This window comes from Patiriisocius marinistellae, assembly GCF_009014635.1.
Classification (GTDB): Bacteria; Bacteroidota; Bacteroidia; order Flavobacteriales; family Flavobacteriaceae; genus Patiriisocius; species Patiriisocius marinistellae.
Window position 1 is genome coordinate 563398 of record NZ_BKCF01000001.1, and the last position, 22631, is coordinate 586028.

23 protein-coding genes and 1 pseudogene are annotated in these 22631 nt (G+C 31.4%); 8 read left to right on the forward strand and 16 right to left on the reverse strand.

The window, feature by feature from the left end; all coding sequences use genetic code 11:
• Positions 1–100: 100 nt before the first annotated feature.
• Entirely contained in the window at positions 101–733 is a 633-nt protein-coding gene (locus GB234_RS02505; protein ID WP_151892938.1) for a LysE family translocator, read from the forward strand.
• 4 nt (positions 734–737) lie between these two features.
• On the opposite strand, the gene GB234_RS02510 is transcribed toward GB234_RS02505, so the two are convergent.
• The 5 genes and pseudogenes from GB234_RS02510 to GB234_RS02530 form a co-directional block, all read right to left on the reverse strand.
• On the reverse strand, positions 738–1652 hold the full coding sequence (locus GB234_RS02510; protein ID WP_151892939.1) for a helix-turn-helix domain-containing protein: 915 nt from the start codon (positions 1650–1652) through the stop codon (positions 738–740).
• Positions 1653–1668: 16 nt separating this feature from the next.
• Positions 1669–2775 carry an MBL fold metallo-hydrolase gene (locus GB234_RS02515; RefSeq protein WP_151892940.1) on the reverse strand — a complete coding sequence of 369 codons (1107 nt, stop codon included), beginning with the start codon at positions 2773–2775 and terminating at the stop codon, positions 1669–1671.
• A gap of 126 nt (positions 2776–2901) precedes the next feature.
• Positions 2902–3720, reverse strand: a complete 819-nt coding sequence (locus tag GB234_RS02520) for an SDR family oxidoreductase (protein ID WP_151892941.1) — start codon at positions 3718–3720, stop codon at positions 2902–2904.
• Positions 3721–3821: 101 nt separating this feature from the next.
• Positions 3822–5030: a tyrosine--tRNA ligase gene (gene tyrS / locus GB234_RS02525; RefSeq protein WP_151892942.1), complete on the reverse strand. Its 1209-nt coding sequence runs from the start codon at positions 5028–5030 to the stop codon at positions 3822–3824.
• A gap of 414 nt (positions 5031–5444) precedes the next feature.
• Positions 5445–6077: pseudogene (locus GB234_RS02530) on the reverse strand (cyclase family protein).
• 257 nt (positions 6078–6334) lie between these two features.
• On the opposite strand from GB234_RS02530, the gene GB234_RS02540 reads away from it, so the two are divergent.
• Complete coding sequence (locus GB234_RS02540; protein ID WP_151892945.1) at positions 6335–7477, forward strand: MFS transporter; 1143 nt, start codon at positions 6335–6337, stop codon at positions 7475–7477.
• A 42-nt stretch (positions 7478–7519) separates the two neighbouring features.
• Positions 7520–8281, forward strand: a complete 762-nt coding sequence (locus tag GB234_RS02545; RefSeq protein ID WP_151892946.1) for a helix-turn-helix domain-containing protein — start codon at positions 7520–7522, stop codon at positions 8279–8281.
• A gap of 266 nt (positions 8282–8547) precedes the next feature.
• Here GB234_RS02545 and GB234_RS02550 read toward each other — a convergent pair whose 3' ends face one another.
• From GB234_RS02550 to GB234_RS02575, 6 genes are all read right to left on the reverse strand, one after another.
• On the reverse strand, positions 8548–9129 hold the full coding sequence (locus GB234_RS02550; protein WP_151892947.1) for a pentapeptide repeat-containing protein: 582 nt from the start codon (positions 9127–9129) through the stop codon (positions 8548–8550).
• Positions 9130–9334: 205 nt separating this feature from the next.
• On the reverse strand, positions 9335–9961 hold the full coding sequence (locus GB234_RS02555) for a carbonic anhydrase family protein (protein ID WP_151892948.1): 627 nt from the start codon (positions 9959–9961) through the stop codon (positions 9335–9337).
• 77 nt (positions 9962–10038) lie between these two features.
• Entirely contained in the window at positions 10039–11634 is a 1596-nt protein-coding gene (locus GB234_RS02560) for a SulP family inorganic anion transporter (protein ID WP_151892949.1), read from the reverse strand.
• A gap of 131 nt (positions 11635–11765) precedes the next feature.
• Complete coding sequence (locus GB234_RS02565; RefSeq protein ID WP_151892950.1) at positions 11766–12089, reverse strand: hypothetical protein; 324 nt, start codon at positions 12087–12089, stop codon at positions 11766–11768.
• Entirely contained in the window at positions 12086–12757 is a 672-nt protein-coding gene (locus GB234_RS02570; RefSeq protein WP_151892951.1) for a TetR/AcrR family transcriptional regulator, read from the reverse strand. The genes GB234_RS02565 and GB234_RS02570 overlap by 4 nt, the downstream gene beginning before the upstream one ends.
• Before the next feature lie 112 nt (positions 12758–12869).
• The gene (locus GB234_RS02575) at positions 12870–13439 is read right to left on the reverse strand and encodes a CvpA family protein (protein WP_151892952.1); all 570 of its coding nucleotides are present in this window, start codon (positions 13437–13439) and stop codon (positions 12870–12872) included.
• A gap of 98 nt (positions 13440–13537) precedes the next feature.
• On the opposite strand from GB234_RS02575, the gene GB234_RS02580 reads away from it, so the two are divergent.
• The 4 genes from GB234_RS02580 (at position 13538) to GB234_RS02595 (ending at position 17325) form a co-directional block, all read left to right on the forward strand.
• Positions 13538–13894 carry a hypothetical protein gene (locus tag GB234_RS02580; RefSeq protein WP_151892953.1) on the forward strand — a complete coding sequence of 119 codons (357 nt, stop codon included), beginning with the start codon at positions 13538–13540 and terminating at the stop codon, positions 13892–13894.
• 111 nt (positions 13895–14005) lie between these two features.
• Positions 14006–15025 (forward strand): phenylalanine--tRNA ligase subunit alpha, encoded by a 1020-nt coding sequence (gene pheS / locus GB234_RS02585; RefSeq protein ID WP_151892954.1) that lies wholly within the window; start codon positions 14006–14008, stop codon positions 15023–15025.
• 47 nt (positions 15026–15072) lie between these two features.
• Positions 15073–15468 carry a hypothetical protein gene (locus tag GB234_RS02590; RefSeq protein ID WP_151892955.1) on the forward strand — a complete coding sequence of 132 codons (396 nt, stop codon included), beginning with the start codon at positions 15073–15075 and terminating at the stop codon, positions 15466–15468.
• A 213-nt stretch (positions 15469–15681) separates the two neighbouring features.
• A complete protein-coding gene (locus tag GB234_RS02595; RefSeq protein WP_172966832.1) occupies positions 15682–17325 on the forward strand; it encodes a helix-turn-helix domain-containing protein in 1644 nt (547 codons plus the stop codon).
• Here the strand turns inward: GB234_RS02595 and GB234_RS02600 are convergent.
• Positions 17322–18326: an NAD(P)H-dependent glycerol-3-phosphate dehydrogenase gene (locus tag GB234_RS02600; protein WP_151892957.1), complete on the reverse strand. Its 1005-nt coding sequence runs from the start codon at positions 18324–18326 to the stop codon at positions 17322–17324. The genes GB234_RS02595 and GB234_RS02600 overlap by 4 nt on opposite strands.
• Before the next feature lie 283 nt (positions 18327–18609).
• Here GB234_RS02600 and GB234_RS02605 point away from each other — a divergent pair, with 283 nt between their 5' ends.
• Entirely contained in the window at positions 18610–19554 is a 945-nt protein-coding gene (locus tag GB234_RS02605; protein ID WP_151892958.1) for a nicotinic acid mononucleotide adenyltransferase, read from the forward strand.
• Between the two features lie 76 nt (positions 19555–19630).
• On the opposite strand, the gene GB234_RS02610 is transcribed toward GB234_RS02605, so the two are convergent.
• From GB234_RS02610 to GB234_RS02625, 4 genes are read right to left on the reverse strand one after another with little or no spacing between them, the layout of a single operon-like run.
• Positions 19631–20527: a hypothetical protein gene (locus GB234_RS02610; protein ID WP_151892959.1), complete on the reverse strand. Its 897-nt coding sequence runs from the start codon at positions 20525–20527 to the stop codon at positions 19631–19633.
• Between the two features lie 8 nt (positions 20528–20535).
• On the reverse strand, positions 20536–21126 hold the full coding sequence (gene nadD / locus GB234_RS02615; protein WP_151892960.1) for a nicotinate (nicotinamide) nucleotide adenylyltransferase: 591 nt from the start codon (positions 21124–21126) through the stop codon (positions 20536–20538).
• Positions 21123–21752, reverse strand: coding sequence for a guanylate kinase (gene gmk / locus GB234_RS02620; protein ID WP_151892961.1), 630 nt, complete (start codon positions 21750–21752; stop codon positions 21123–21125). Before gmk ends, nadD begins: the two co-directional genes overlap by 4 nt.
• Complete coding sequence (locus GB234_RS02625) at positions 21752–22609, reverse strand: YicC/YloC family endoribonuclease (protein WP_151892962.1); 858 nt, start codon at positions 22607–22609, stop codon at positions 21752–21754. The genes gmk and GB234_RS02625 overlap by 1 nt, the downstream gene beginning before the upstream one ends.
• Positions 22610–22631 lie beyond the last annotated feature (22 nt).

Here is a 22631-nt window from a genome sequence, read left to right on the forward strand (position 1 = left end):
GCATTTTTTGCATTACTGAGTCAAAAATATGTATTTTTAAATATATGCCCTAATGGTTTCTTTGCCTAATATTTTGTTTCACTTTTAAATAAATTAAAACATGCTAGGCGTTGAAAACTTTATAACCTTTGCGATTACCGCTTTATTTTTTATAATGACTCCAGGAATGGATACCATATTTATATTAAATAAATCTATTGGTCAAGGACGCAAATCTGGAATTAATGCAGCAATAGGATTAAATGTGGGGGTTTTGACGCATACGTTTTTTTCTGCGTTAGGTTTAACGGTTATTATTGCAAAATCTGCAATTGCCTTTACGTTGGTAAAATATATTGGTGCAGCTTTTATAGTCTATTTAGGTGTTATGAAGCTTGTTAATACTTCAGGATTATTAGAAGTAAATGATGAAAACAATCTAAAAAAAACGGCTAAAAACGATTTTTGGTCAGGATTTTTTACAAACTCATTAAATCCTAAAGTTGCATTATTCTTTTTAGCTTTATTTCCGAAATTTATTACACATTCAAAATTAGAAGATCCTATTCCTTTTATTTTACTAGGTATTACTTATGCTTTAATAGGTGTAATTTGGTATTTAATTTTAACCTTATTTGCAAGTACGTTTTCTGAGAAAATAAAAAGTAACCCAAATGTTGGATTGTGGATTAATAGGTTTAGTGGATGTATATTTATTTTGCTAGGATTACAAATAGCATTTGGTAAAATGTAGTATTTTAATTTAAACTTTGCCTAAATGTATTAGGACTCATAGTAGTTTTCTTTTTAAATAATTTGCTAAAGTGCTGTGGATAGCCAAAACCTAAATCGTAAGCAATTTCGCTAGCGCTTTTTGTAGAGTTTAACAATCTAATTTTAGCTTTATCAATTATATATTTATGGATGTGATCTTGCGTACTTTGACCAGTTTCTTTTTTTAATAAATCGCTTAAATATTTGGGAGACATATTAAGCGCTTCTCCACAGTATTTAACAGAAGGAATGCCGAGATCTAATTGTCTGTTTTCTATGTAATAACTTTTTAGTAATTGCTCAAATTGGCTTGCTATATCTTGATTTAGGTTTGTTCTAGTATAAAACTGCCTATCATAGAAACGTACACAATAGTTTAATAACAATTCTAAATTAGAAATAATTAAAGTCTGACTATGTGCATCGATATTACTACTAAATTCTTTTTCTATTTTTTCTGAAATTTCAGTGATTGTTTGTCGTTCTTGATCTGAAAGATGAAGAGCTTCGTTAGAGGCATATTCAAAAAAGGAAAATTTATCTATTTTTTTTCCTAATTCTGATTTTCTAATTAAGTCTTGATGAAATACAATGCTCCAACCAGTATCCTCTCTGTTTACATTTTGTCTTTCAAATTCCAATACTTGATTTGGAGCTGTAAAGACAATAGAACCTTCTTGGTAATCATAAGAGTTTCTACCGTAATTTGTAATTGTAAATTGGCAATTATCTTTTAAACCAATTTGGTATAAGTTTAATGCATATTTAAAATTTTCAACTTCAATATCTTTTAAAGCATTAGACACACGAAGTATAGAAATTAAAGGATGTTTGGGCTTTTCTAAACCAAAATAATCATGGACTTCTGAAATGTTGTTTAACTTAACTATTTCTTTCATTGTACTAAAAATAAGATTAAAGGTTTTTCCACCAATTTATGTAAGTGTTAGTTGAATCCTTGGCTACTATTTCTTGACCTATTGTTGGTGTAATTACGTCAATATTTAATTTTTTTGCTTTTTTGATAACGCGTTCAATGGGATCTGTCCATTCATGTAAAGCTAATTTAAATCCTGCCCAATGTATGGGCATTATTTTTTTTGCTTGCACATCTATTCCTGCTTGTGCAGTTTCTTCTGGCATCATATGTATATCAGACCATTGCTCGTTGTATTGTCCGCATTCCATTAAAGCTAAATCAAAAGGACCATATTTTTCGCCTATTTCTTTAAAATGAGCAGCATAACCACTATCTCCACTAAAATAAATGTTTTCGGTTTTAGTTTGAATGACCCAAGAACTCCATAAAGTACTCTGTCCGTTATTTAATTTTCTGCCAGAAAAATGTTGAGCAGGAGTACAAACTAGGTTTAAATTATCCAATTTTACGTCTTGCCACCAATCTAATTCGGTTATTTTGCTCGACGGAATTTTCCAAGATTTTAAATGTGTGCCAACCCCAAGAGGTACGTAAAAATGATTAGTTTTATCTTTTAATTTTAAGATGGTTTTATAGTCTAAATGATCGTAATGATCATGCGAAAAAATAACAGCATCAATTTTAGGAAGTTTTGCAATTTCTAAGGGCAACTCAGCATTAAAACGATTACCTCCAAGAATATCTAAAGGTGCTGCAACTTTGCCAAACATAGGGTCCAGCAATATAGTTTTGCTATCAATTTGTAATAAAAAAGAAGAATGGCCAAACCATATCATTCGCGCTTCGCCATTATAATTTGCAATGTTTGTAGAATCTATTTTTGCCGAAATTAAGTTTGCTTTAGGTCTTCCATTAGGTACTTTTGTGGTGAAAAAAGTATATGCAAGTTTCATAGTTTCAGAAAAACTTAAATTTTTAGGAACAGGATTTGTGTTACTAAATTTTCCATTTTTAAACTGTTTAGAACTTTCGTAAACAATCATTTGTTCTTTTGAAATATCTCCACCAAAGCTAGGATAGAAATTGGTGAATGCAAGGTAGGTTATTACCAGAAAACCAATTAAAATAAGAGTTGTAATCATTATTCGTTTTAAAATATTTTTGATCATTTTAAAAAACAGGTTATGTTATTATTTTTTCTGTTTTTCGTCAATTTATAAAGTAACATTTAGCTTACCCTAATAACTATAAAGTAAGCTAAATATTTATTATTGTAAGTTAAGCTGAGATTCCATCATACTTACAAACTCACCATCAGACATGTTTTTTCTAGCAGTTAATAGTTGTTCAGCATCAGCTCCAGCTCTATATCTTAATGTGTTTGAATTATCTGTTGCAGCTGTAAAAATGACGTCTGCAATTTGTTCTGGAGAACTCATGCTATCAGGATCCATTAAGTCTTCAAAAGATTTCATAGTGCCTTTAAAAAACTTATTGTATTCTTTAAGTTCTTTATCATGTTGTAAATCTAAAGAGCGTCCACCAAAATCTGTGTTTACAGTTCCAGGTTCTATTAATTTTACACCAATAGCTTTCATTTCATAATGAAGTGATTCTGAAAAACCTTCAACGGCAAATTTTGTTGCATGGTAAAGAGGCATTAATGGAAATGTCATTTTTCCTCCTACTGAAGAAATATTAATAAACATTCCATTTTTATTTTTTCTAAAATGTGGTAACCTAGCTCTTGTAACATCAAAAAGCCCAAGTACATTTACATCAAATTGTCTTGTTACACTTTCTCTTGTAGCAGATTCAAAAGTCCCCATTATCCCATAGCCAGCATTATTTAATACAACATCTATTTTTCCGAATTTAGAAACACCTTCCTCTATTGCTGCGTTAATAGTCTCTAAATTTTGCACATCTAATGTATTAACTAATACATTGTCCAGTTTATTTAATTCTGTTTCGTTTTCGGGTGTACGCATCGTTGCAATAACATTCCAGCCTTTAGCTTGAAATTTTTTAGCAGTTTCTTTTCCTATACCAGATGATGCTCCTGTAATTAATATTGTTTTGCTCATATTATTTCTATTTTAATTATTAATAGAGCAAAATTATAGCAGGATCATTCTTTAGACGTATGCAAATTGCGGATAGTTGTATACTTTTTTCTATATGTTTACTATTCTACTAATTCATAAAAATCTCTTTTGCCAATTTTTATTTTAATGCCAGAATGTAATTTAATGTTACTATTGATGTCCTTATTTTTTTTCAAATTAATTTGAATGGCTCCACTTTCAATTAGCCTTCTAATTGCAGATTTAGATAATTCACTTTTTAATTGAACACATAAATCTATTAACTTAATAGTTTTATTTACATGTTGGATAGTCTTTATTAGCACAGGCATGAATTCTTTATCTTCAAATTTTTTGTTTTGAAATTGTTTTACAAAATGCTCTTCTGCTTCTTGAGCTTTAGTAGCGTTATGGTATTGTGTAATAATGTTTTTAGCAATTATTTTTTTTATTTCCATTGGGTTTTCACCATTTGCTAATCTGTTATTTATGTTTTGTTTTTCGTTTAAAGAAAAATCTGTTGTTAGGTGTAAAAACTCTTCAATTAAATGATCTGGAATAGACATTGTTTTTCCAAACATATCTTTAGCTTCATCTGTTAATCCAATGATATTGTTTAGTGATTTACTCATTTTTTCTTTTCCGTCAAGTCCTTTTAATAACGGCATACACATGACAATTTGGGGATTCATTTTAAAAGTTTCTTGTAATTTTCTACCCATAGTACAATTGAAAAGCTGGTCTGTTCCTCCCATTTCAATATCTGCTTTAATTTCTACAGAGTCAAAACCTTGAAGAATTGGGTACACTAATTCATGCATTGCAATTGGTGTGTTTTCTGTAAATCGTTTATTAAAATCGTTTCTGTGCATAAGTTGTGCAACAGTGACATTAGATAAAATTTGAATGACTTCTGTAAAAGAAAGTTTGTCTAACCATGTAGAGTTAAATACTATTTTAACTTTATCAACGTCTATAATTTTAGATAATTGATTAATATAAGTTTCTGAATTGTGCTTTACAGCATCAACAGATAATGGTTTTCTACTTTTGTTTTTTCCTGTTGGGTCACCAATTCGTGCTGTAAAATCTCCAACTAAAATAATAACTTGATGTCCTAAATCTTGAAATTCCCTTAATTTTTTTAATACCACTGCATGTCCTAAATGTAAATCTGGAGCTGTTGGATCGAAACCTAGTTTTATAATTAGTTTTCGATTGTTTTTTTTAGCTTGTTTTAATTTGTCTTCCAATCCATTTTCTGGAAGAATAATTTCTACATTTTCTTTTAATTTCTTTATTGTTTCCATAATTTTTTAAATAAAAAAAAGCCCGAGCAAAATGCTCGGGCTTTTTAGTTATGTTATAATTTATAATTATCAAATATTATTTGAAGTATACGCATAGCTATTTCGAGCAGATATTATTTTATAATAATAAGTGCTGAAATATGGAAGGCGTAATATATTGTTTAGTCTTTTCATTTTATACTGCAAATATAATTTTTAATGTTCTAAATACAATCTTTTATTTGACATGATTTTTTATAACGGCAACTTACAAATATGCTTAAACTTTTGATTAAGCGACAACTTCCATATTGAGTATATGTTTCTTCAGTTTGATTTATATTAAAATACTTAGATTTAATGATTAATCAGAAAGAACAAAAGAGAGAATTAAGACTGTTCTTTATCTCAGCTCTTTGTTGTGCGTTCGTGCTTTTATATTTCTACTCTTGCAAACGCTCTAACTGGCGAACCATCTGATTTTTCGATTTTTAGAGGAATACAATTTAATTCAAACTTTTTAGAAATTAACTTATCCAAATTAGTCATATTTTCAATTATTAAAATTTCCTTTTTTAGAAGAACTTTATGATTAGGAAGTAATTCGGCAGTCATTTTATCTACAGATATAGAATCAAAACCTAGTGCCTTTAAATTCAATTTTGCTAACCATTCAACAGCCTCAGTTGTTAAAGTTGGAAATTCGTCAAAGTATCTTTCCGTATTCCATTTGTGTTGCCATCCTGAATAGAAAAGCACAAAATCTACATTTTTAATCTCATCCTCTTTCATTTTAAGAAAGTCTAAACTGATTTCTTTTATTTCAGAACAATCAATTACTATTGCCGGTCCAATAAATTTTTCCACACCAAATTGGTCAAGTGATTATGTGTTTGGAATTATATGTGCAGGTGCATCAATATGTGTTCCAGTATGCGTACACATTGTCATATTGATTTCTGCAAACCCATCTTTTTCTATTGTATTGCCTTGTTCAAAAATAGGTTCAAGTGTATTTGGGTAAACAGTAATTTTATTTTTTAGTGTATGTGTTAAATCTATTATCATTTTTTTATGATTTTAAAAACTATCTAGCCTTTTTTGGGATGGGTCAAAATTACGGTTTTGTATGTGATACGTAGCGTATGTAAGTAACTAATTTCGTAAATAGACTAATACTAGCAATGGATTCAATACTTTTTAAGTTTGGTTCTCTCTATACCTCAATTCTTTGTTGGTAATAAATTTTAATCAATTTCCATTTTTGCAAAGTATATTAGAAAATAGGTAAACACATTAATTAAAATTAGTTTGAATTTTGCAGTATGAATAAAATATCAAACTTCGGAATTTTTACCCTACTTTTTGTTAGCAGTTTAACCATAATGGTTGGGACAGTTATTGCACCTTCATTATCAGAAATTGTAGAAAATAAAAGTTTAGGGTTTTCACCTAGTTGGTTAATTACCTTACCTTCTTTAGGTGTAGTTCTTTTTGCACCTATAATAGGAAGATTACTTAACAAATTAGGCACTATTAATTTGCTATGTTTAGGTCTTATACCTTATGCTATTCTAGGTTTTGTTGGCGCATTTATCACTAATGATTTTATATTAATTATTGATAGAATTTTACTTGGTGCAGCAACAGTAGCAATACAAGTATCTGTAACAGCTTATATAGCAGATTTTTTTACAGGTGAAGCAAGAATGAAAATGATTGCTTGGCAAGGCATGTCTATAGAATTAGGCGGCGTTGTATTTTTAGCTATTGGTGGTCTTTTGGGAGAAATAAACTGGCAATTCCCTTTTTATATTTATCTTTTGGCTTTACTGTGTTTAATTTTTATAGCACTGTCATTACCAAAATCTAAAACAAAGTCAATAGAAAAAAGCGATGCGCAACCAACAAATACTAAAAACACAAAAGTAAGACTCATTTTTATAGCTTCTCTTTTAGCAATGATGTTGTTTTTTGTTGGTTTTGTTACATTACCATTATACTTGCCAAAAACTTTTGCTTTTACCGAATCTCAAACAGGTTATCTAATGGCATTTATTTCTGTAATCGCTATTATCACTGCTAGCCAGATGCCAAAAATGGTTAAATTTTTTGGAGATGGAAAAACTGTAGCTATCGGGTTTTTATTTTTTATGCTGGGTTATTTAGTTTTAGCAATAGCTGGGAGTTTGCTCTTTTTAATGCTAACAACTATTTTTATAGGTATAGGGTTTGGATTTACAATACCATTATTAAACCACATGATGCTTGAAGCAAGTACAATACAAAATCAAGGTAAAAATTTAGGTTTGTTTTCTATGGGGGTTTTTGGAGGACAATTTCTCTCAACATTTATCGAATACCTATCAAATAATTATACCATAATCTATACTATATCATCAGGCTTGGCTTTAGTAATTGCAGGAATTATTTATGTTATGTTTCATAGAGAATTAAATAAAATTTAATCAAACAAATTCTTCTTACTTTTGAGGTAGCCTTAAAAGTAAATGAACAAAAAGTCCTTAAATAAAAAAATTCAAATCACTGAAAACTTTGAAAGTAACACCGTTTTATTTTCAGAAAATTCAATGGGTATTTATTTTGAATTTAAATCAGAAAGCAATCTAAAACTTCATTTTAAACCATTAAATGAAGTTTTTAATAAGGATGTATTTACAATTAATAAAGGCATTTTATTAAATTTTGAACGCGAACTTATAGATGAAGATGATATTGAATATGCATTAGATGTCTTTTCACTTTTTAATAAGTATCCACAATTTGAAATTAAGGAAACATTAAAAATAGTACAGATAAAAAAAATAGTTCAACTACTTGAAAATGAATTTTATAGTGGTGGTATGTCTCACATAATGCTCAAAACTTTATTGAAAGTTTTGCTATTGCATTTAATTAGATATCAAAATAGTGGCTTTTTAGAACAAGATTTAAGTCAAAAAAGAGTCTTTCAGTTTTTAGAATTAATGGAAACTCATTTTTTAGATAATACAAATGCTAGTTTTTATGCAAATGAAATAGGGATTAGTTTAAAGCGATTAAATCAAATTTTAAAAGAAAAATTGAATCTAACAGCAAAACAGATTATACAACAAAGGCAAATAACTGAAGCTAAACGAAGACTTGTTAGAAGTAAAATAACAACTAAAGAATTGGCTTTTATATTAGGTTTTGATTCAATTAGTAGTTTCTCAAGGTTTTTTAAAAAACACATAGGTGTTAGTCCATCTGCTTTTAGACAACAATATTAATCTAAAGTTATGATTTGTAGCGTTAAGTTATTGAATTCGGAATTTTTTTTTCTAATTGCTGGCAACGGTTTTGTATAAGATTAGTTGCGTATTTTAAGCAACTAATTTAGCAAATACAAACCGAATAGAAAATCCGCGAGGATTTTCGTAAGTAGGCTCGTACTAGCAATTAATTTTATACGTTGTTATGTGCTGGCATTACTTTATCAGAGTTCAAATTGTCCGTTTCTATATTTTCAGTAATTAGCACTATTCTCGATTGTATTCTAAAAGCCGGGTTCTATTTTGATATTATATTTTGTTAAAAGTCCAACTACCGTTTCTAAAGTAAATTTAGCTCCTTTAATTTGATTATTTTCTGGGTCAATTGAAAAATTGTAAGAACTTCTAAAATCAGTATTTTGCAAGTTTGTGTTTTTGAATATTGCATTTTGTAAGTCACAATCATCAAAAACGGATAAACTCAAATCACACTCCGTAAAATCAACTTCTTGAAGTTTGGTTTTCTGAAATGAAAATTTTGAAAGTTTCCGTTTAAAAAATGACGAATGATTTAATTGGCATTTGTCAACTTTTATTAAAAATCCAAAGTCGTTACATTTATAGAATTGTAAACCTAACATTTTACAATCTTTAAAAAGTACATTTTGAAATCCTGTTTGTAAAATATGAGCTGAACTTAAATTACAGTCATAAAATTCGCAGTCTATAAACCTAATTTTCGACAAATCAGAATTCGAGAAATTACAATTTAAAAAAGTACATAATTCATATTCGCCTTTTTCAAGTCCATTTTCCGAAAAGTCCTTTTTTTTAAATGTTTTTTCTTCTATAAACTGTTCATTCATTTAATCTCGATGTTTCTTTCCGCTTGCACATAACTCATTATAAATTACATTATGTAGTTTTTATCCCGTAAATACTTTGATTTTTATCCCTTTAAAAGTAAACAATCAATAGTAATCAAGCTAAAATTTCCGCGAAAGCGTAATCAAAAAAAGCGGTTACACTTAATATGTAACCGCTTTTAGATGTTATAATAAAGTACTTATACTAGTAGAAAGTTACTTTACCGTTAGCAATATCATACATTCCACCTACAATTTTAATTTCGCCATTGTCTTCCATTTCTTTTAAAACAGAACTTTTTGAACGAATATCTTCAATGGTCATGTGTACATTTTTCTCTGCTACAGTGTTTACAAAGTCTATATTTTTTGAGTTACGTAGGCTTTCATCTGTAGGTTCTTTCACTGCCTCTACTGCAGGTTCAATTTTATTAATTAAAGCGGTTAAGTTTCCTAAACGCGCGTGGTCACAAGCTCCCTTTACTGCACCACAGGCTGTATGGCCAAGCACTACAAGTACTTTTGTTCCTGCTAGTTTACATGCAAACTCCATGCTCCCTAGTATATCTTCGTTTACAAAATTACCTGCAATACGAATACTAAAAAGGTCTCCTATTCCTTGATCAAAAACCAGCTCTGCAGATACTCTTGAGTCAATGCAATGTAAAACGGTAGCAAATGGATATTGTCCTGTACTCGTTTGTACTACCTGCTCACTTAAGTCTCTATCTACTTGTTTGTTATTTACAAACCTCTTATTTCCATCTTTAAGTTCTTGTAATGAAGATGCAGGGGTCATTTTTAATTGTGTTTCTTTTGTATGTGCTTTCATATTCTGTTTTTATAATTATTACTAAAATATTTAATTTGATTATTTAAATGTGTCAAAGAAGTGCTAAACTTCTTCAATTATGCTGTTTTTGGTCGTAATTTAAAAAATTTGATAAAACTTTCTGGATTTTGAACGATTCCCCTTTCTGAAATGAGCTGAATATCAATATTTCTATTACGTGCTTTTTCTGAAAAATCTTCAAGAATCTCAACAATATCATTATCTAAAAATCTTGTTTTTCTTACATCTAGTTCTAAAAACGAATTACTTGGCAAGCTATCTAGCTCTTTAAGTATGGCACCTTTGTTAAAGAAGGTTACTTCTTCGGCAAGGGTCATTTTTATTTTATGAACTCCGTTGCTGTTATCTTCGATATGCAAGAAGTGCGAATTTTGGAAACTTTTAATCAAGATTACTACAACTCCTACGGCAAGACCTAGGCCTATTCCAATCAATAAATCTGTGAAAACTATTCCTAAAACAGTAACAATAAACGGTACAAATTGCTTCCATCCCAATTTATACATTTGTTTAAATAAAGATGGTTTTGCTAACTTATAACCTACTATTAAAAGAATTGCAGCTAAAACAGATAATGGGATCATGTTTAATATGGTAGGGATTAAAATTACCGAAATCAACAAGAAAAATCCGTGTATAATCGCTGCCATTTTAGATTTACCACCAGATTGTATATTAGCAGAACTTCTAACAATTACTTGTGTAATAGGAAGTCCTCCTATCATTCCAGAAAGCATATTTCCAGTTCCTTGTGCTAATAGCTCTCTGTTTGTGGGTGTTACTCTTTTCCGAGGGTCTAGTTTATCTGTTGCTTCAACACATAATAACGTTTCAAGACTTGCTACAAGTGCAATTGTAAATGCCGTTATCCATATTTGAGGGTTGCCAATTTCGCTAAAATTAGGAAAGCTAAATTGCCCTAAAAAAGAATCAATACTATCTGGAATAGGTACGCTAACCAGATGTTCGCTAGATATGCCCCATGCTTCATTACCTTGTGTTACCATAAAATAGATTATACCTATGGCTACAGCAACAAGTGGTCCTTGTATAAGTGTAAAAAGTTTGCCTTTTTTAGATAATACTTTGTCCCATAAAATTAAAATTAAAAGTCCAATGATTGCTGCAATAGTGGCTCCAGGACTAATAAAATCTATGGTTTTAAAAATTTCGGAAAACGTATTTTCACCGTCTATTTGAAAAAAAGCAAAGTCACCTTCTGGGTTGGCATCATAACCAAAAAAGTGTGGAATTTGTTTTAAAATAATAATAATACCTATTCCTGTTAGCATTCCTTTAATAACAGATGATGGAAAATAATACCCTATAATACCAGCTTTTAAAAGACCAAAAACTAATTGAATGGCACCTCCAAGAACAACGGCTAACAGAAAGTTTTCAAAACCTCCTAATGTTCCAATGGCAGTTAAAACTATTGCTGCTAATCCAGCAGCGGGACCACTAACTCCTAAGGGTGAGCCACTAAGTGACCCAACAACAATACCTCCTATTATTCCAGCAATTAAGCCAGAAAACAATGGAGCGCCACTTGCAAGTGCAATACCTAAGCAAAGAGGAAGAGCAACAAAAAATACAACGATACTCGCTGGAATATCACTCTTTAAATTTTTAAATGGATTTGAATTATTCATTTTTAGAATATAATATATTGTAATACAGCGCATTATATTGCGTCTGTCGATTGTTTTATTAATTTGATTTGGGAGTAACAAAACACATAACCATGAAGGGAGTGTGTATTGTTAGAGAATGAGAAATACGTTTATACCACTTCTGGGGGTGGAATAAAAGTGTCAAGAACTAATGAATGTTCTTTAAGTACAGGGATTTTTAACTTCTCGATAAATGAAGTTGCTAGTATTAAATATTGCAGCTTAGGTAAATGAAAATCAATAGAGTCTTCGGCTGTTTCTTCATCAGAATCCTCCTCGTTATTTTCTTCTTCAAGAACTGTATTAACAGATACTCCTGTGGTATTATTCGCTAAAATAAAACCATTCAATACCGGCTGTCCAATTAAAGCAGTTACAAAAAGCAGCACTATATAATGCATCGCAAATTTTTTAAGAAAGCTTAATCCTTTCATATTGCAATGGTTTTTAAAACTAAGTCTGTATAAAAATTGACTATAGTATTTTTGTCATCTTCAGCATCTGTAAGCGCTGGTAAATGTTGACTAAAATAGCGCTGGTGGTGTGCTCCTTCTATAACTGTAGATATAAGCATATGAGGAAAAGCAAACGTAGGATTTACCTCAATGACCATATCACTTATACGCTGCACCACTCTTTTGTATGTTTTGTAATATCCCTTCTCATTTTCTTGATCAACATCTTTAGTATGATATGCCTTTGAGGATTCAGCGATAATAATTTTATTTAAAAGGATTTCATTGATGTATGAAAACGAATTGTCCTCTTCTACCTTATTAGTTATAAGTGCTATTGCTTTTCTCAGTTTTTCTGTAGATGAAGGCACATTTAATGTTGAAAAAACTAATTTATATTCAATCCAGCTCCAGTACCAGCTGGTTAAATAAACTAAAAGTGCATGCTTGCTTTCAAAGTAACGATATACCGAACTTTCATTAGAGCCTATTGCTGTACCAAGTTTTTTAAAAGTAAAGCTTTCAAAACCTAACGTGTCCATCATTAAAATACTATGAGACACAATCTTACGTCCAAGCTCAGAAGACTCTGGGTTCTTGGTGTAAAGTGCTGGATCAATTGTGATATTTACTTGTAGGTTTTTCATTTTACGAAGGCAAATATAATAGTAATACTATTATAAATTAAATGTTTAACATTTTTTTAAAATAAACTTTTTTTTCGCTTCGGAAATGTGACTACAATTTTACAATCGTTATTTAATTTGCAGTCTCTTCTTCAATTGTAGGAGTTGTCTCAATTGGCTCGTCTTCATCCTCTTCATTTTCCTCTTTATAGGTCTCCACTTCCTTTAAAATATGTGGAAGCATAAGAGGTGCGATTGAAGCAACAGGCTCATATAAAATAGAATCTGCTTTTTTCTCTTCTGAAATAACAAACCCACTTGCTGCCGTCGATGCATTTATAAACATAAACAACACCGAAATTATAAATGCAAACTTTATAGCATTAAACAATCCACCTAAAAGCTTGTTTAAAAAACCTAAAGCAGCAAAATCTGCGACTTTTGTTAAAAGCTTTCCTGCTATACTTATTGCAACTAGAATAACAAGAAATGTAATAGCAAAAGCAGCTAACTGAATTGTTTGTTCATTCCAGTCTACATTATTAGCTAAATAATCAGCCGCATATCCCGAAAAATACATTGCCCCATAAACACCCAGAATTAATCCTAATAAAGATGCCAAGGTGGAGAAAAGCCCTTGCGATAGCCCTCTGTAAAAAGCGTAGATTAAAATAATTCCTAGAATAATATCTATTATACTCATGCTGAAAGTCTAAGGTTGAGCTGTAAATATACAATAATCGTGTTTTGTTAACACTGCTAAAGTTTCCACGTGCTATTAAAGTTTGCTAACTTTGCGCCATGGCAAGAGATGAACAATTAAAGCAGCGTTGGGAGGCAGTAGTCACTACTTTGAGCAATAAATTTGCTGACGGTGACAAACTGGACCTAGATGCAATTATTTATTTAGTTGGTGTGCAGGAATTAGGACAACTTCATAAAAAGTTTAAAAAGGATGAAAAGCTCAATTTAATGCATATTGCTATTTGCAGGTTGCTAGAGCCTTTTGGATATTACGAATTTGAATATTTTGACGATGCGGGTTGGCCTCATTACAAAATACTTGAGCAACTGCCATCATTAAAAGCAGGAGAACAAAGCATATTGATGAAAGATGCAATTGTAAATTATTTTTTAGAGAAAAAAGTGATTGACTAATATTTCAGAAGAGAAATTCTAAATTTTAAAGTGGGCAGATGTTACTGAGTTTCTGTAATTTTGCCACCTCAACTAAAATACTGCGTCACTCATAGTGAGCGTAGCCGTACCATGATAGACAAGATTAAAGAACATATTGCACAAGTTGAAGCTTTTACCGCAGCGACAAAAGAAGAAGTTGAAGATTTCCGAATCAAATATTTAGGAAGTAAAGGACTTTTAAAAGAGTTTTTTAGCGAATTTAAAAATGTTGCAAATGACCAGAAAAAAGAGTTTGGTCAAGTAGTTAATACACTAAAGAACGCTGCGCAGGAAAAGGTAGATATTTTAAAAGATACCCTTGAAAACAAAGAAGAAAGTAAAGGTGTTTATGGAGATTTATCGCGCCCAGGGGCATCTATTGAGTTGGGTTCTCGTCACCCTATTTCAATTGTAAAAAATAAGATTACTGAGGTATTTTCAAACATAGGTTTTAATGTGAGTGAAGGTCCAGAAATTGAAGATGACTGGCATAATTTTACAGCATTAAATTTACCAGAATATCACCCAGCACGTGATATGCAGGATACGTTTTTTATTCAAACAGACCCAGATGTTTTATTGCGCACGCACACCTCGTCTGTCCAAGTACGGTACATGGAAAATAACCAACCACCTATACGTACAATTTCGCCAGGACGTGTGTATCGTAATGAAGCTATTAGCGCAAGAGCACATTGCTTTTTCCATCAAGTAGAAGGATTATACGTTGATAAAGGAGTGAGTTTTGCAGATTTAAAGCAAACACTACAGTATTTTACTACTGAAATGTTTGGCAAATCAAAAATACGCCTGCGTCCATCATATTTTCCATTTACCGAACCTAGTGCAGAAGTAGATGTATATTGGGGGTTAGAAACTGAAATAGACCATAAAATAACCAAAGGTACAGGCTGGTTAGAAATCATGGGCTGTGGTATGGTTGACCCTAATGTATTAAAAAATTGTGGTATCGACCCAGAGATTTATAGCGGCTTCGCTTTTGGGATGGGTATAGATCGTATTGCAATGTTATTAAATCAGATTCCAGATATTAGAATGATGAGTGAAAATGATGTACGTTTCTTAGAGCAATTTAAGAGTACTTACTAATACAATCACTTTAATTTTATCATATTTCCAAAGCAGTTGTTAGTGTTATGAGAAAAGATATTGAAATTCCAGAGGTGAAAGATGTTTACATCGCCGCAGTATATGAATTTAACGATGATTATAATGTGCATGATTGGAATATTTATATGATTAACGATGGTAGTACCCCTATTGAGACAGTGCTTATTGTTGCTCAGGGTTATAATGAAAAGAAAATGACCTCGCCTATGCGTAAGACAATTAAAATTGTTCCCGCAAAAGGATTTGCAAAAATTGAGTTTATTGATGAAAGTGTTTTTGTGCTAGATAACTTCTTTACAATTACCTTTTTTAGGGAAGATAAAATGTATGATAAGCGGTATGAAATTCCGCGTAATTCTATTATGCAAGACAATACTGTTGATCTTCCAGTGATGCCTAACAAAGGTGTACTCGCCAGATAATACCCGTTCATTTATAAATACCGCGTTGTTTTTTTAGTTATAAGTAACTGAAAAACAGATATGTACTATGTTTTATTCCTAGAATATGGTTTTCTCATCTTTTGAGGTGGTAAAGAATGGCTACCTTTATAATGTATGAAATAGCAAGTCAAACTATTTAATATATTTTAACAACTAACCTACCATTATTTGAGACTGTTCTACACCATTCTTTTGTCTATTAGCTGCACATTTATCTATGCGCAAGAATATAGTGATGCATATTTGGCATCTAAAAGTGATGACTATTTAGGACTTCTTTTTGACATAAAAGCAAAAGATACAATTACTGCAATTCAAATTGCACGTGTAACAATCGAACGCTCAAAAAAGAAAAATGATTTTACTCAAATTGCAATTGGGTATGAGCAAATGGCACGAGTTTCTGAGATTCCCAAGGCGCTTCAATATTTAGATAGTGTTACCCATTATGCTATTAATAGTGATCATATAGATTTTCCTGCAATAGGGTATTTATATAAGTCTTACTTTCAGTACATTAATCAAGATTATGATGCGAGTTTAAAAAATGGGATTTTAGGATATCAATCTGCCAAAAAGAAAGGTAACACTGAGCAAAAAATTGCGGCTCTAAATATTATATCTGGGATTAATAGGCTTTGGGGAAATTTTCAAAAAAGTCTTGATACAGATTTCTTGGCCTTAAAATTATCTGAACAGTTGCCAATTACAGAAGTTTCAAACTCAAACTACTTAAATACTTTAAAAGGAATAGGGTCAAGCTATTCAAAACTATTTGAACCTGAAGAGGCATTACATTACTATCAATTAGGGATTAAAAAATCACTTGCTGTTGGGGATAGCATTATGTACTATGACTTTGTTTCAAAAACTGCGGGACCACTTATTTTACAGCAACGAATGCGCTCTGCTAAAGATAGTTTGCTAAAAGGAGATAGTTATAGAGAGTACTTTGATAGCAATTATATTTATAATTATCATTATGAGTTGGCACAAATTTACTTTGGACAAAGTGCAGATGACTATGGCGTTAGAGCGCTAGAGAAAATAGATAAGCTATATGAAGAAAATAATAAGTTATTTCCAGAATTACCCAAGGTTTATACACTACTAATTTCTCATTCTGAAAAACAGGGAAATAAAGAAAAACAATTAGATTACCTCTACAAACTTAATAACGTTACAAAACAAATAAATACTAGACAGGCAAAAATAAAAAGCCGAACCAATGAAGAATATATTATTCCACAATTAGTAGAGGATAAGGAAGATATGATAGATTTGTTAGAGAATGAGAATAAAAGTTCGGCTAATAAAACTCTTTTAGTAATTGGGTTATTAATAGTTAGCTTGTTATTAATGGGTTATTATTTTAATAGACAATGGGTTTATAAAAAGAGATTTCAAAAATTAATTGTAGTTAATGAAAAAAAGAAAACTATTAGAGCTACAACATCATCAAAGCAAGAAATTTCTGCCGAAACTATTGAGGATATTTTGATGCATCTTAAAACCTTTGAAACCAAGAAAAACTTTACATCATCAAGCCTTACATTAAATAAAGTTGCAAAATCGTTTGGCACAAACTCTACCTACCTCTCTAAAGTAATTAACTTAAAAAAAGACAAGAATTTTTCTCAATATTTAAACGATTTGCGTGTAGAATATGCAATGGAAGAATTAAATGACAACCCAAAATTTAGAAAATATACAATTAAAGCAATCGCTCAAGAAAGCGGTTTTAAAAGCGGAGAGTCATTTTCAAAAGCCTTCTATAAAAAATATAAAATTTATCCAAGTTATTATTTAAAACAACTAATGGCAAAAGAGTCTTAGTTCAACTTCTCTGTTAACTTCGCCATCACTTTTTTAGGATTCTTATCCTCGTAAAGGATTTCATAAATAGCATTAATTATTGGTGTTTTTGCTTTCTTTTTACCTTTGTCCTGGTTGAGTTTATATGCGCTTTTTGTTGCATAATAGCCTTCTGCAACCATGCTCATTTCCATTTGTGCACTCTTAACAGTATAACCTTTGCCTATCATATTTCCAAACATTCTATTACGGCTAAAAACAGAATATCCCGTCACTAATAAATCGCCCAAGTAAGCAGAGTCATTAATATCCCTTTTCATTTTATGCACTTTTTTTACGTAACGTTTCATCTCTCTAATGGCATTGCTCATTAATACACTTTGAAAGTTATCACCATAGCCCAATCCATGTGCAATACCAGCTGCAATAGCATAAATATTTTTAAGCATAGCAGCATATTCAGTCCCCATTACATCATCACTAGTTGTACATTTTATATAGTCGCAGCTTAAATTATTGCCAACTAACATTGCTTTTTCATTATCCGCACAGGCAATTGTCAAGTATGAAAGTCGCTCTAAGGCAACCTCTTCTGCGTGGCAAGGGCCAGAAATTACCCCTATATCATTAAAAGGCACATCATAATGTGTGAAAAAATGGTCACCAACAATGAGACTAGTTTCTGGGACAATCCCTTTAATAGCTGAAAACACTGTCTTGCCTTTTAGAGGCTCAGTTAAATTTTTTAACTCGGTATATAGAAAAGCAGATGGGATTACAAATATTAAAACATCTGCATAGCGTACTATTTCATTAATATCATTGCTGAGCATTAATTGAGAAGGTTTAAACTCTACAGAGCTTAGATAATTAGGGTTATGTTCCTCCTTTTTTAAGTGCTCAATAGCATACACACTGCGCATGTACCAACCCACAGTATCAAGATTTTCACAGAGCATTTTAACAATTGCAGTAGCCCAGCTTCCGCCACCAAGGACGGCAAATTTTGGTGTTTCTTTCATATATAATAGCCCGCAAATGCGGTGAGATTTAGCTTAGATTATTTTAATAACCTAAAAGTAAAAATAGGGAAAAGATTTCAAATGAATTTAATGATTAAACAGTGGTTGTGTCTTCTAAATAAATAATATTTCCGAAGTTATAAAACATTTTTTTCTTCGGAAATGTTAGCCATTATTAAAATTTCCGAAGCAAATAAGTTACATATCTTGTTGTAAATAAGAGGTTTAAAACTTTGGCACGCTTTATGGAATTTAGAAATCAATAACTTTAAAAGGCTAAGTTATGAAAACGACAAAACTATTTTTAATGATGAGTATGGTAGCCCTGTTTTTTACCTCTTGTTATACCGAAACCGTGATTGTAGAAGATACAATAGTTGACCCTGTACCTCAAGTAACTTTAGCTCATTTATTATCAGACTATGAATTGTGGTATGTGGATGTAAATAAAAGTAATAGTAATGGAGAAATTCCATTTATGCAAATTGCGTTTACATTATCGTTTGAAAATGGCACACTTTACGCGAATAATAATTTAGTGGGCATTGGAGACCAAGGATATGGGTTAGGAATTGATGTAGGTTATTACCATACTAGTGGCTTTGATTTAAATATTACGCACGATCTTGATGGATTTAATCGCTTTGAGGTAACGCAATTAGCATATAATAAGTTAGAACTTTACAATAGAACTACAGGTGTGTATTTTACACTTATAGGCGCTCAAAGAGACACTTTTGACTACAACGCATTGTTCTATGATAACATACATTATTTTGTGCAAGAATATGTAACGTGGGAAAAGACATTTACAAGCCAACAAGGAGCAATTAATGAGTTTGACAATGAAAACTTTGTAGCTTTCTTACCAGGCGGTGGTGACGGAAATTTTCAAAGTAGCCAAGATAATAATGGTACAAACCCAAATAACATTTATTATGACTATACGGGCATATATAATGTGGATGATGTTAACAATAATCGTTACTTGAAATTCTTAACATTAGATTATGATTTCTTAGGCAATGAATATTTTGAAATGAGCGTTATCGATGACAGAACTATTTCTTTGTACCATCCAAATAGTCGCACGACTTATGAGTTTACAGGAAGAGGATACATACAGTTTAAGAATCAAGATGGTTTTGAAAAAGGAGAAGAAAGAGGAAAGCTGCGTTTATCTAAAGAGCAAATAGAGAAGCAAATGGTGAAAATTAGCACCTTATAAAATACAACGATTTTTGGTTGGTTAGTAGCCGCCTCAATTACTCAACTGAGTAATTGGGGCGGTGTTTTTTTATAGTCTATTCTCCTGCATTTTTTATAAACCAATTTTTAATGTCATCGAGGTTAAAGATTAAACCTATTCTAAAACTGGTATAATCATTATATGCTATTCCTTGTTGAAAACGACCTTCAAAATTTATTAGTCCATTAAAGTTTGTGCGAATTGTAGTTCTAAATGCATTATAACGATCGCCATTATTTATATAACCTCGATAGCCTGCAAGCTCATTGTTAAAAATCCATTTGTTTACTTGGTATTGCATTCCTACTCCATAAGAAAAAGCATCATTTTGTCTGTAAACAGTTGTTCGGTTTGTTTGAAAAACGAAGAGTCCGGTTTGGGCATATAGCTTAATTAATGATTTGTTCTTTTTCAAAATTGTTTTTCCAAGGGACAAATCAAAAAGATAGCCCGGAGAATCTGTGTATCTAGCAAATTCTAGATTAGTTCCAGATGCAGTTTTAATACCAATATTTAATAGTACATCTGGCAAGTATACTTTGTCCTTGAGTATCTGTATTTGTGTCTCTATATAAATATCTCCTCCAGCAGTACCCTTTAATCCATCTTCTTTGATATTACGTTCTTCTTTGACTTCTTGGGATAGTTTAAAACGTTCATAGGGTACAACAAACATTCTAAAACCTACTCTATCTTTAATAATAGGAACATCAAGTTGTAAGTATGCGTTGTGAGTTTTATCACCTTCAGACGTTTGGCTTTCATAAGCTGTTCTTAAAAGAATATGATTATTAACCCCTCCCATTCTTAATTCTGGAATGGGGAGTGCATTAGGCCCTAACCTCGCTGGGGAAATATCAATGTTTTGTTGTCCAGAAGATATGGTAATTGAAACTAAAAATATAATTAGCGAAAAAAAGAAGTTATAGGTTTTTAGCTTATTAAATTTCATACGGTAAATTACCTATAAAAATTCATCTCGTCAAGATACTCCCATACATTTTCCGGCAGCATAGGTTTTATATTTTTTTTATCCTTAATGGCTTTGCGAATAAATGTAGATGAAAGCTCCATTATGGGTGCAGGTACTTTAATAATCTTAGGGTGGTTGTGAAATTGTGTTTCAATAGCCCCACTAGAAATGCGCGGATATACATAAATGGAATAACGGTCTAAAATAACCTCATAATTTTTCCATTTATGCAAGCTCTTCAAATTATCTTCTCCCATAATTAAACAAAAGTTTTGCTCGGGATATTTTTCTTCTAATACAGCTAAAGTATTCACTGTATAATTGGGTTGTGGAAGATCAAATTCAACTTTGCTTGATTTTAACTTTGGATATTCTTCAATTGCGATGTCCACCATGGCAATGCGATGATTATTATCAAGAAGAGAGCTTTTCTTTTTATGGGGATTGTGAGGAGTAACGACCATCCATACTTCGTCAAGATCACTATACTCTGTCATATAATTAGCAATAGTTAAATGGCCAATGTGAATGGGATTAAATGTTCCAAAATAAAGCCCTATTTTTTTTGAAGTCTTCATTCTTCTTCGTTTGAGAATGTCTCTTTTTTAACCTTCACATCATCAAAAATAGGTTTTGAAATATGTTCTTTCACTAACCTTTCTGCCTCTTCTAGAGCATGTTCTAGCGTGTCATTGAGAATGATGTGATCAAAACGAGGCGCTGTTGCCATTTCAACACTTGCTTTTGCAATGCGCATATTTATTTTTTCCTCGCTTTCGGTTTTACGCTTTTTAAGTCTTATTTTTAGTTCTTCTACACTGGGTGGTTTTACAAATACTGCAAGTGTGCGTTCTGGAAATTTTCTCTTTATGCGTAATCCTCCTACGACATCAATATCAAAAATTACATTTTTACCCATTGCCCAGATGCGTTCAATTTCGCTATTTAAAGTGCCATAAAAGTTATCACGATATACCTCTTCCCATTCTAGAAAGTCATCATTTTTCATATGTTGCTTAAAGTCTTTTAAGCTTAAAAAATAATAGTCTTTCCCATGTTTTTCTTCACCACGAGGTTCTCTCGATGTTGCTGAAACCGAAAACTCTAGATTTAAATCATCGTTCCTTAATAAATGTTTTACGATGGTTGTTTTTCCACTGCCAGATGGTGCAGAAAAAACAATTAACTTGCCTCCTTTATTCATTATAAAACATTTAATGCTTGCTCTTTAATTTTCTCTAACTCATCTTTCATCTGTACAACTAATTGTTGCATAGGTGCAAAATTTGATTTACTCCCAATAGTGTTAATTTCACGACCTATTTCTTGAGTAATAAATCCTAGTTTTTTACCATTACTATCATCACTATTAATAGCCTCTCTAAAATAGTTGAGGTGATTTTGCAAGCGCACTTTTTCTTCAGTAATGTCATACTTTTCTAGATAATAAATAAGCTCTTGCTCAAAACGGTTTTCGTCAACTTTTTCTTTCAGATCTGAAACAGCACCGCGCAAACGCTCCTTTACATTATCAATACGCTGTGAGTCTATCTCTAAAACTTTATTAAGCCGATTTTCAATAGTGTCAACACGCTCTAAAAAATCATTTTTTAAAACTTCACCTTCATCACTACGGTAAGCGTTTATTTGAATTAATGCTTCCTTTACTGCTTTTAAAATTTCAGCAAACTCAGACTCATCTACTTCTTCTCTTTCTGTTTTTAATGCGTCTGGCATGCGCATTGCCATTTTAAGTAATTCGGTTTTGTCACCATCTACAACTTTTTCTAATTGTGACATATATTGTTTTACAACAGTTTCGTTAAGCTGAGTAGAAGTTTCTTCACCAGTACTTTCAACATATAAACTAAAATCAACTTTTCCTCTAGTTAATGAGTTCGCTACCATTTTTCGCATATCCAGTTCTTTTTCACGATATGCAGAAGGCACTCGAGAACTCAAGTCTAATCCTTTGCTATTAAGAGATTTAATCTCAACACTAATTTTTTTTGAAGGTAATTGAATTACGGCCTTACCGTAACCCGTCATTGATTGAATCATAGTCTTGCATTATAAGAGTGCA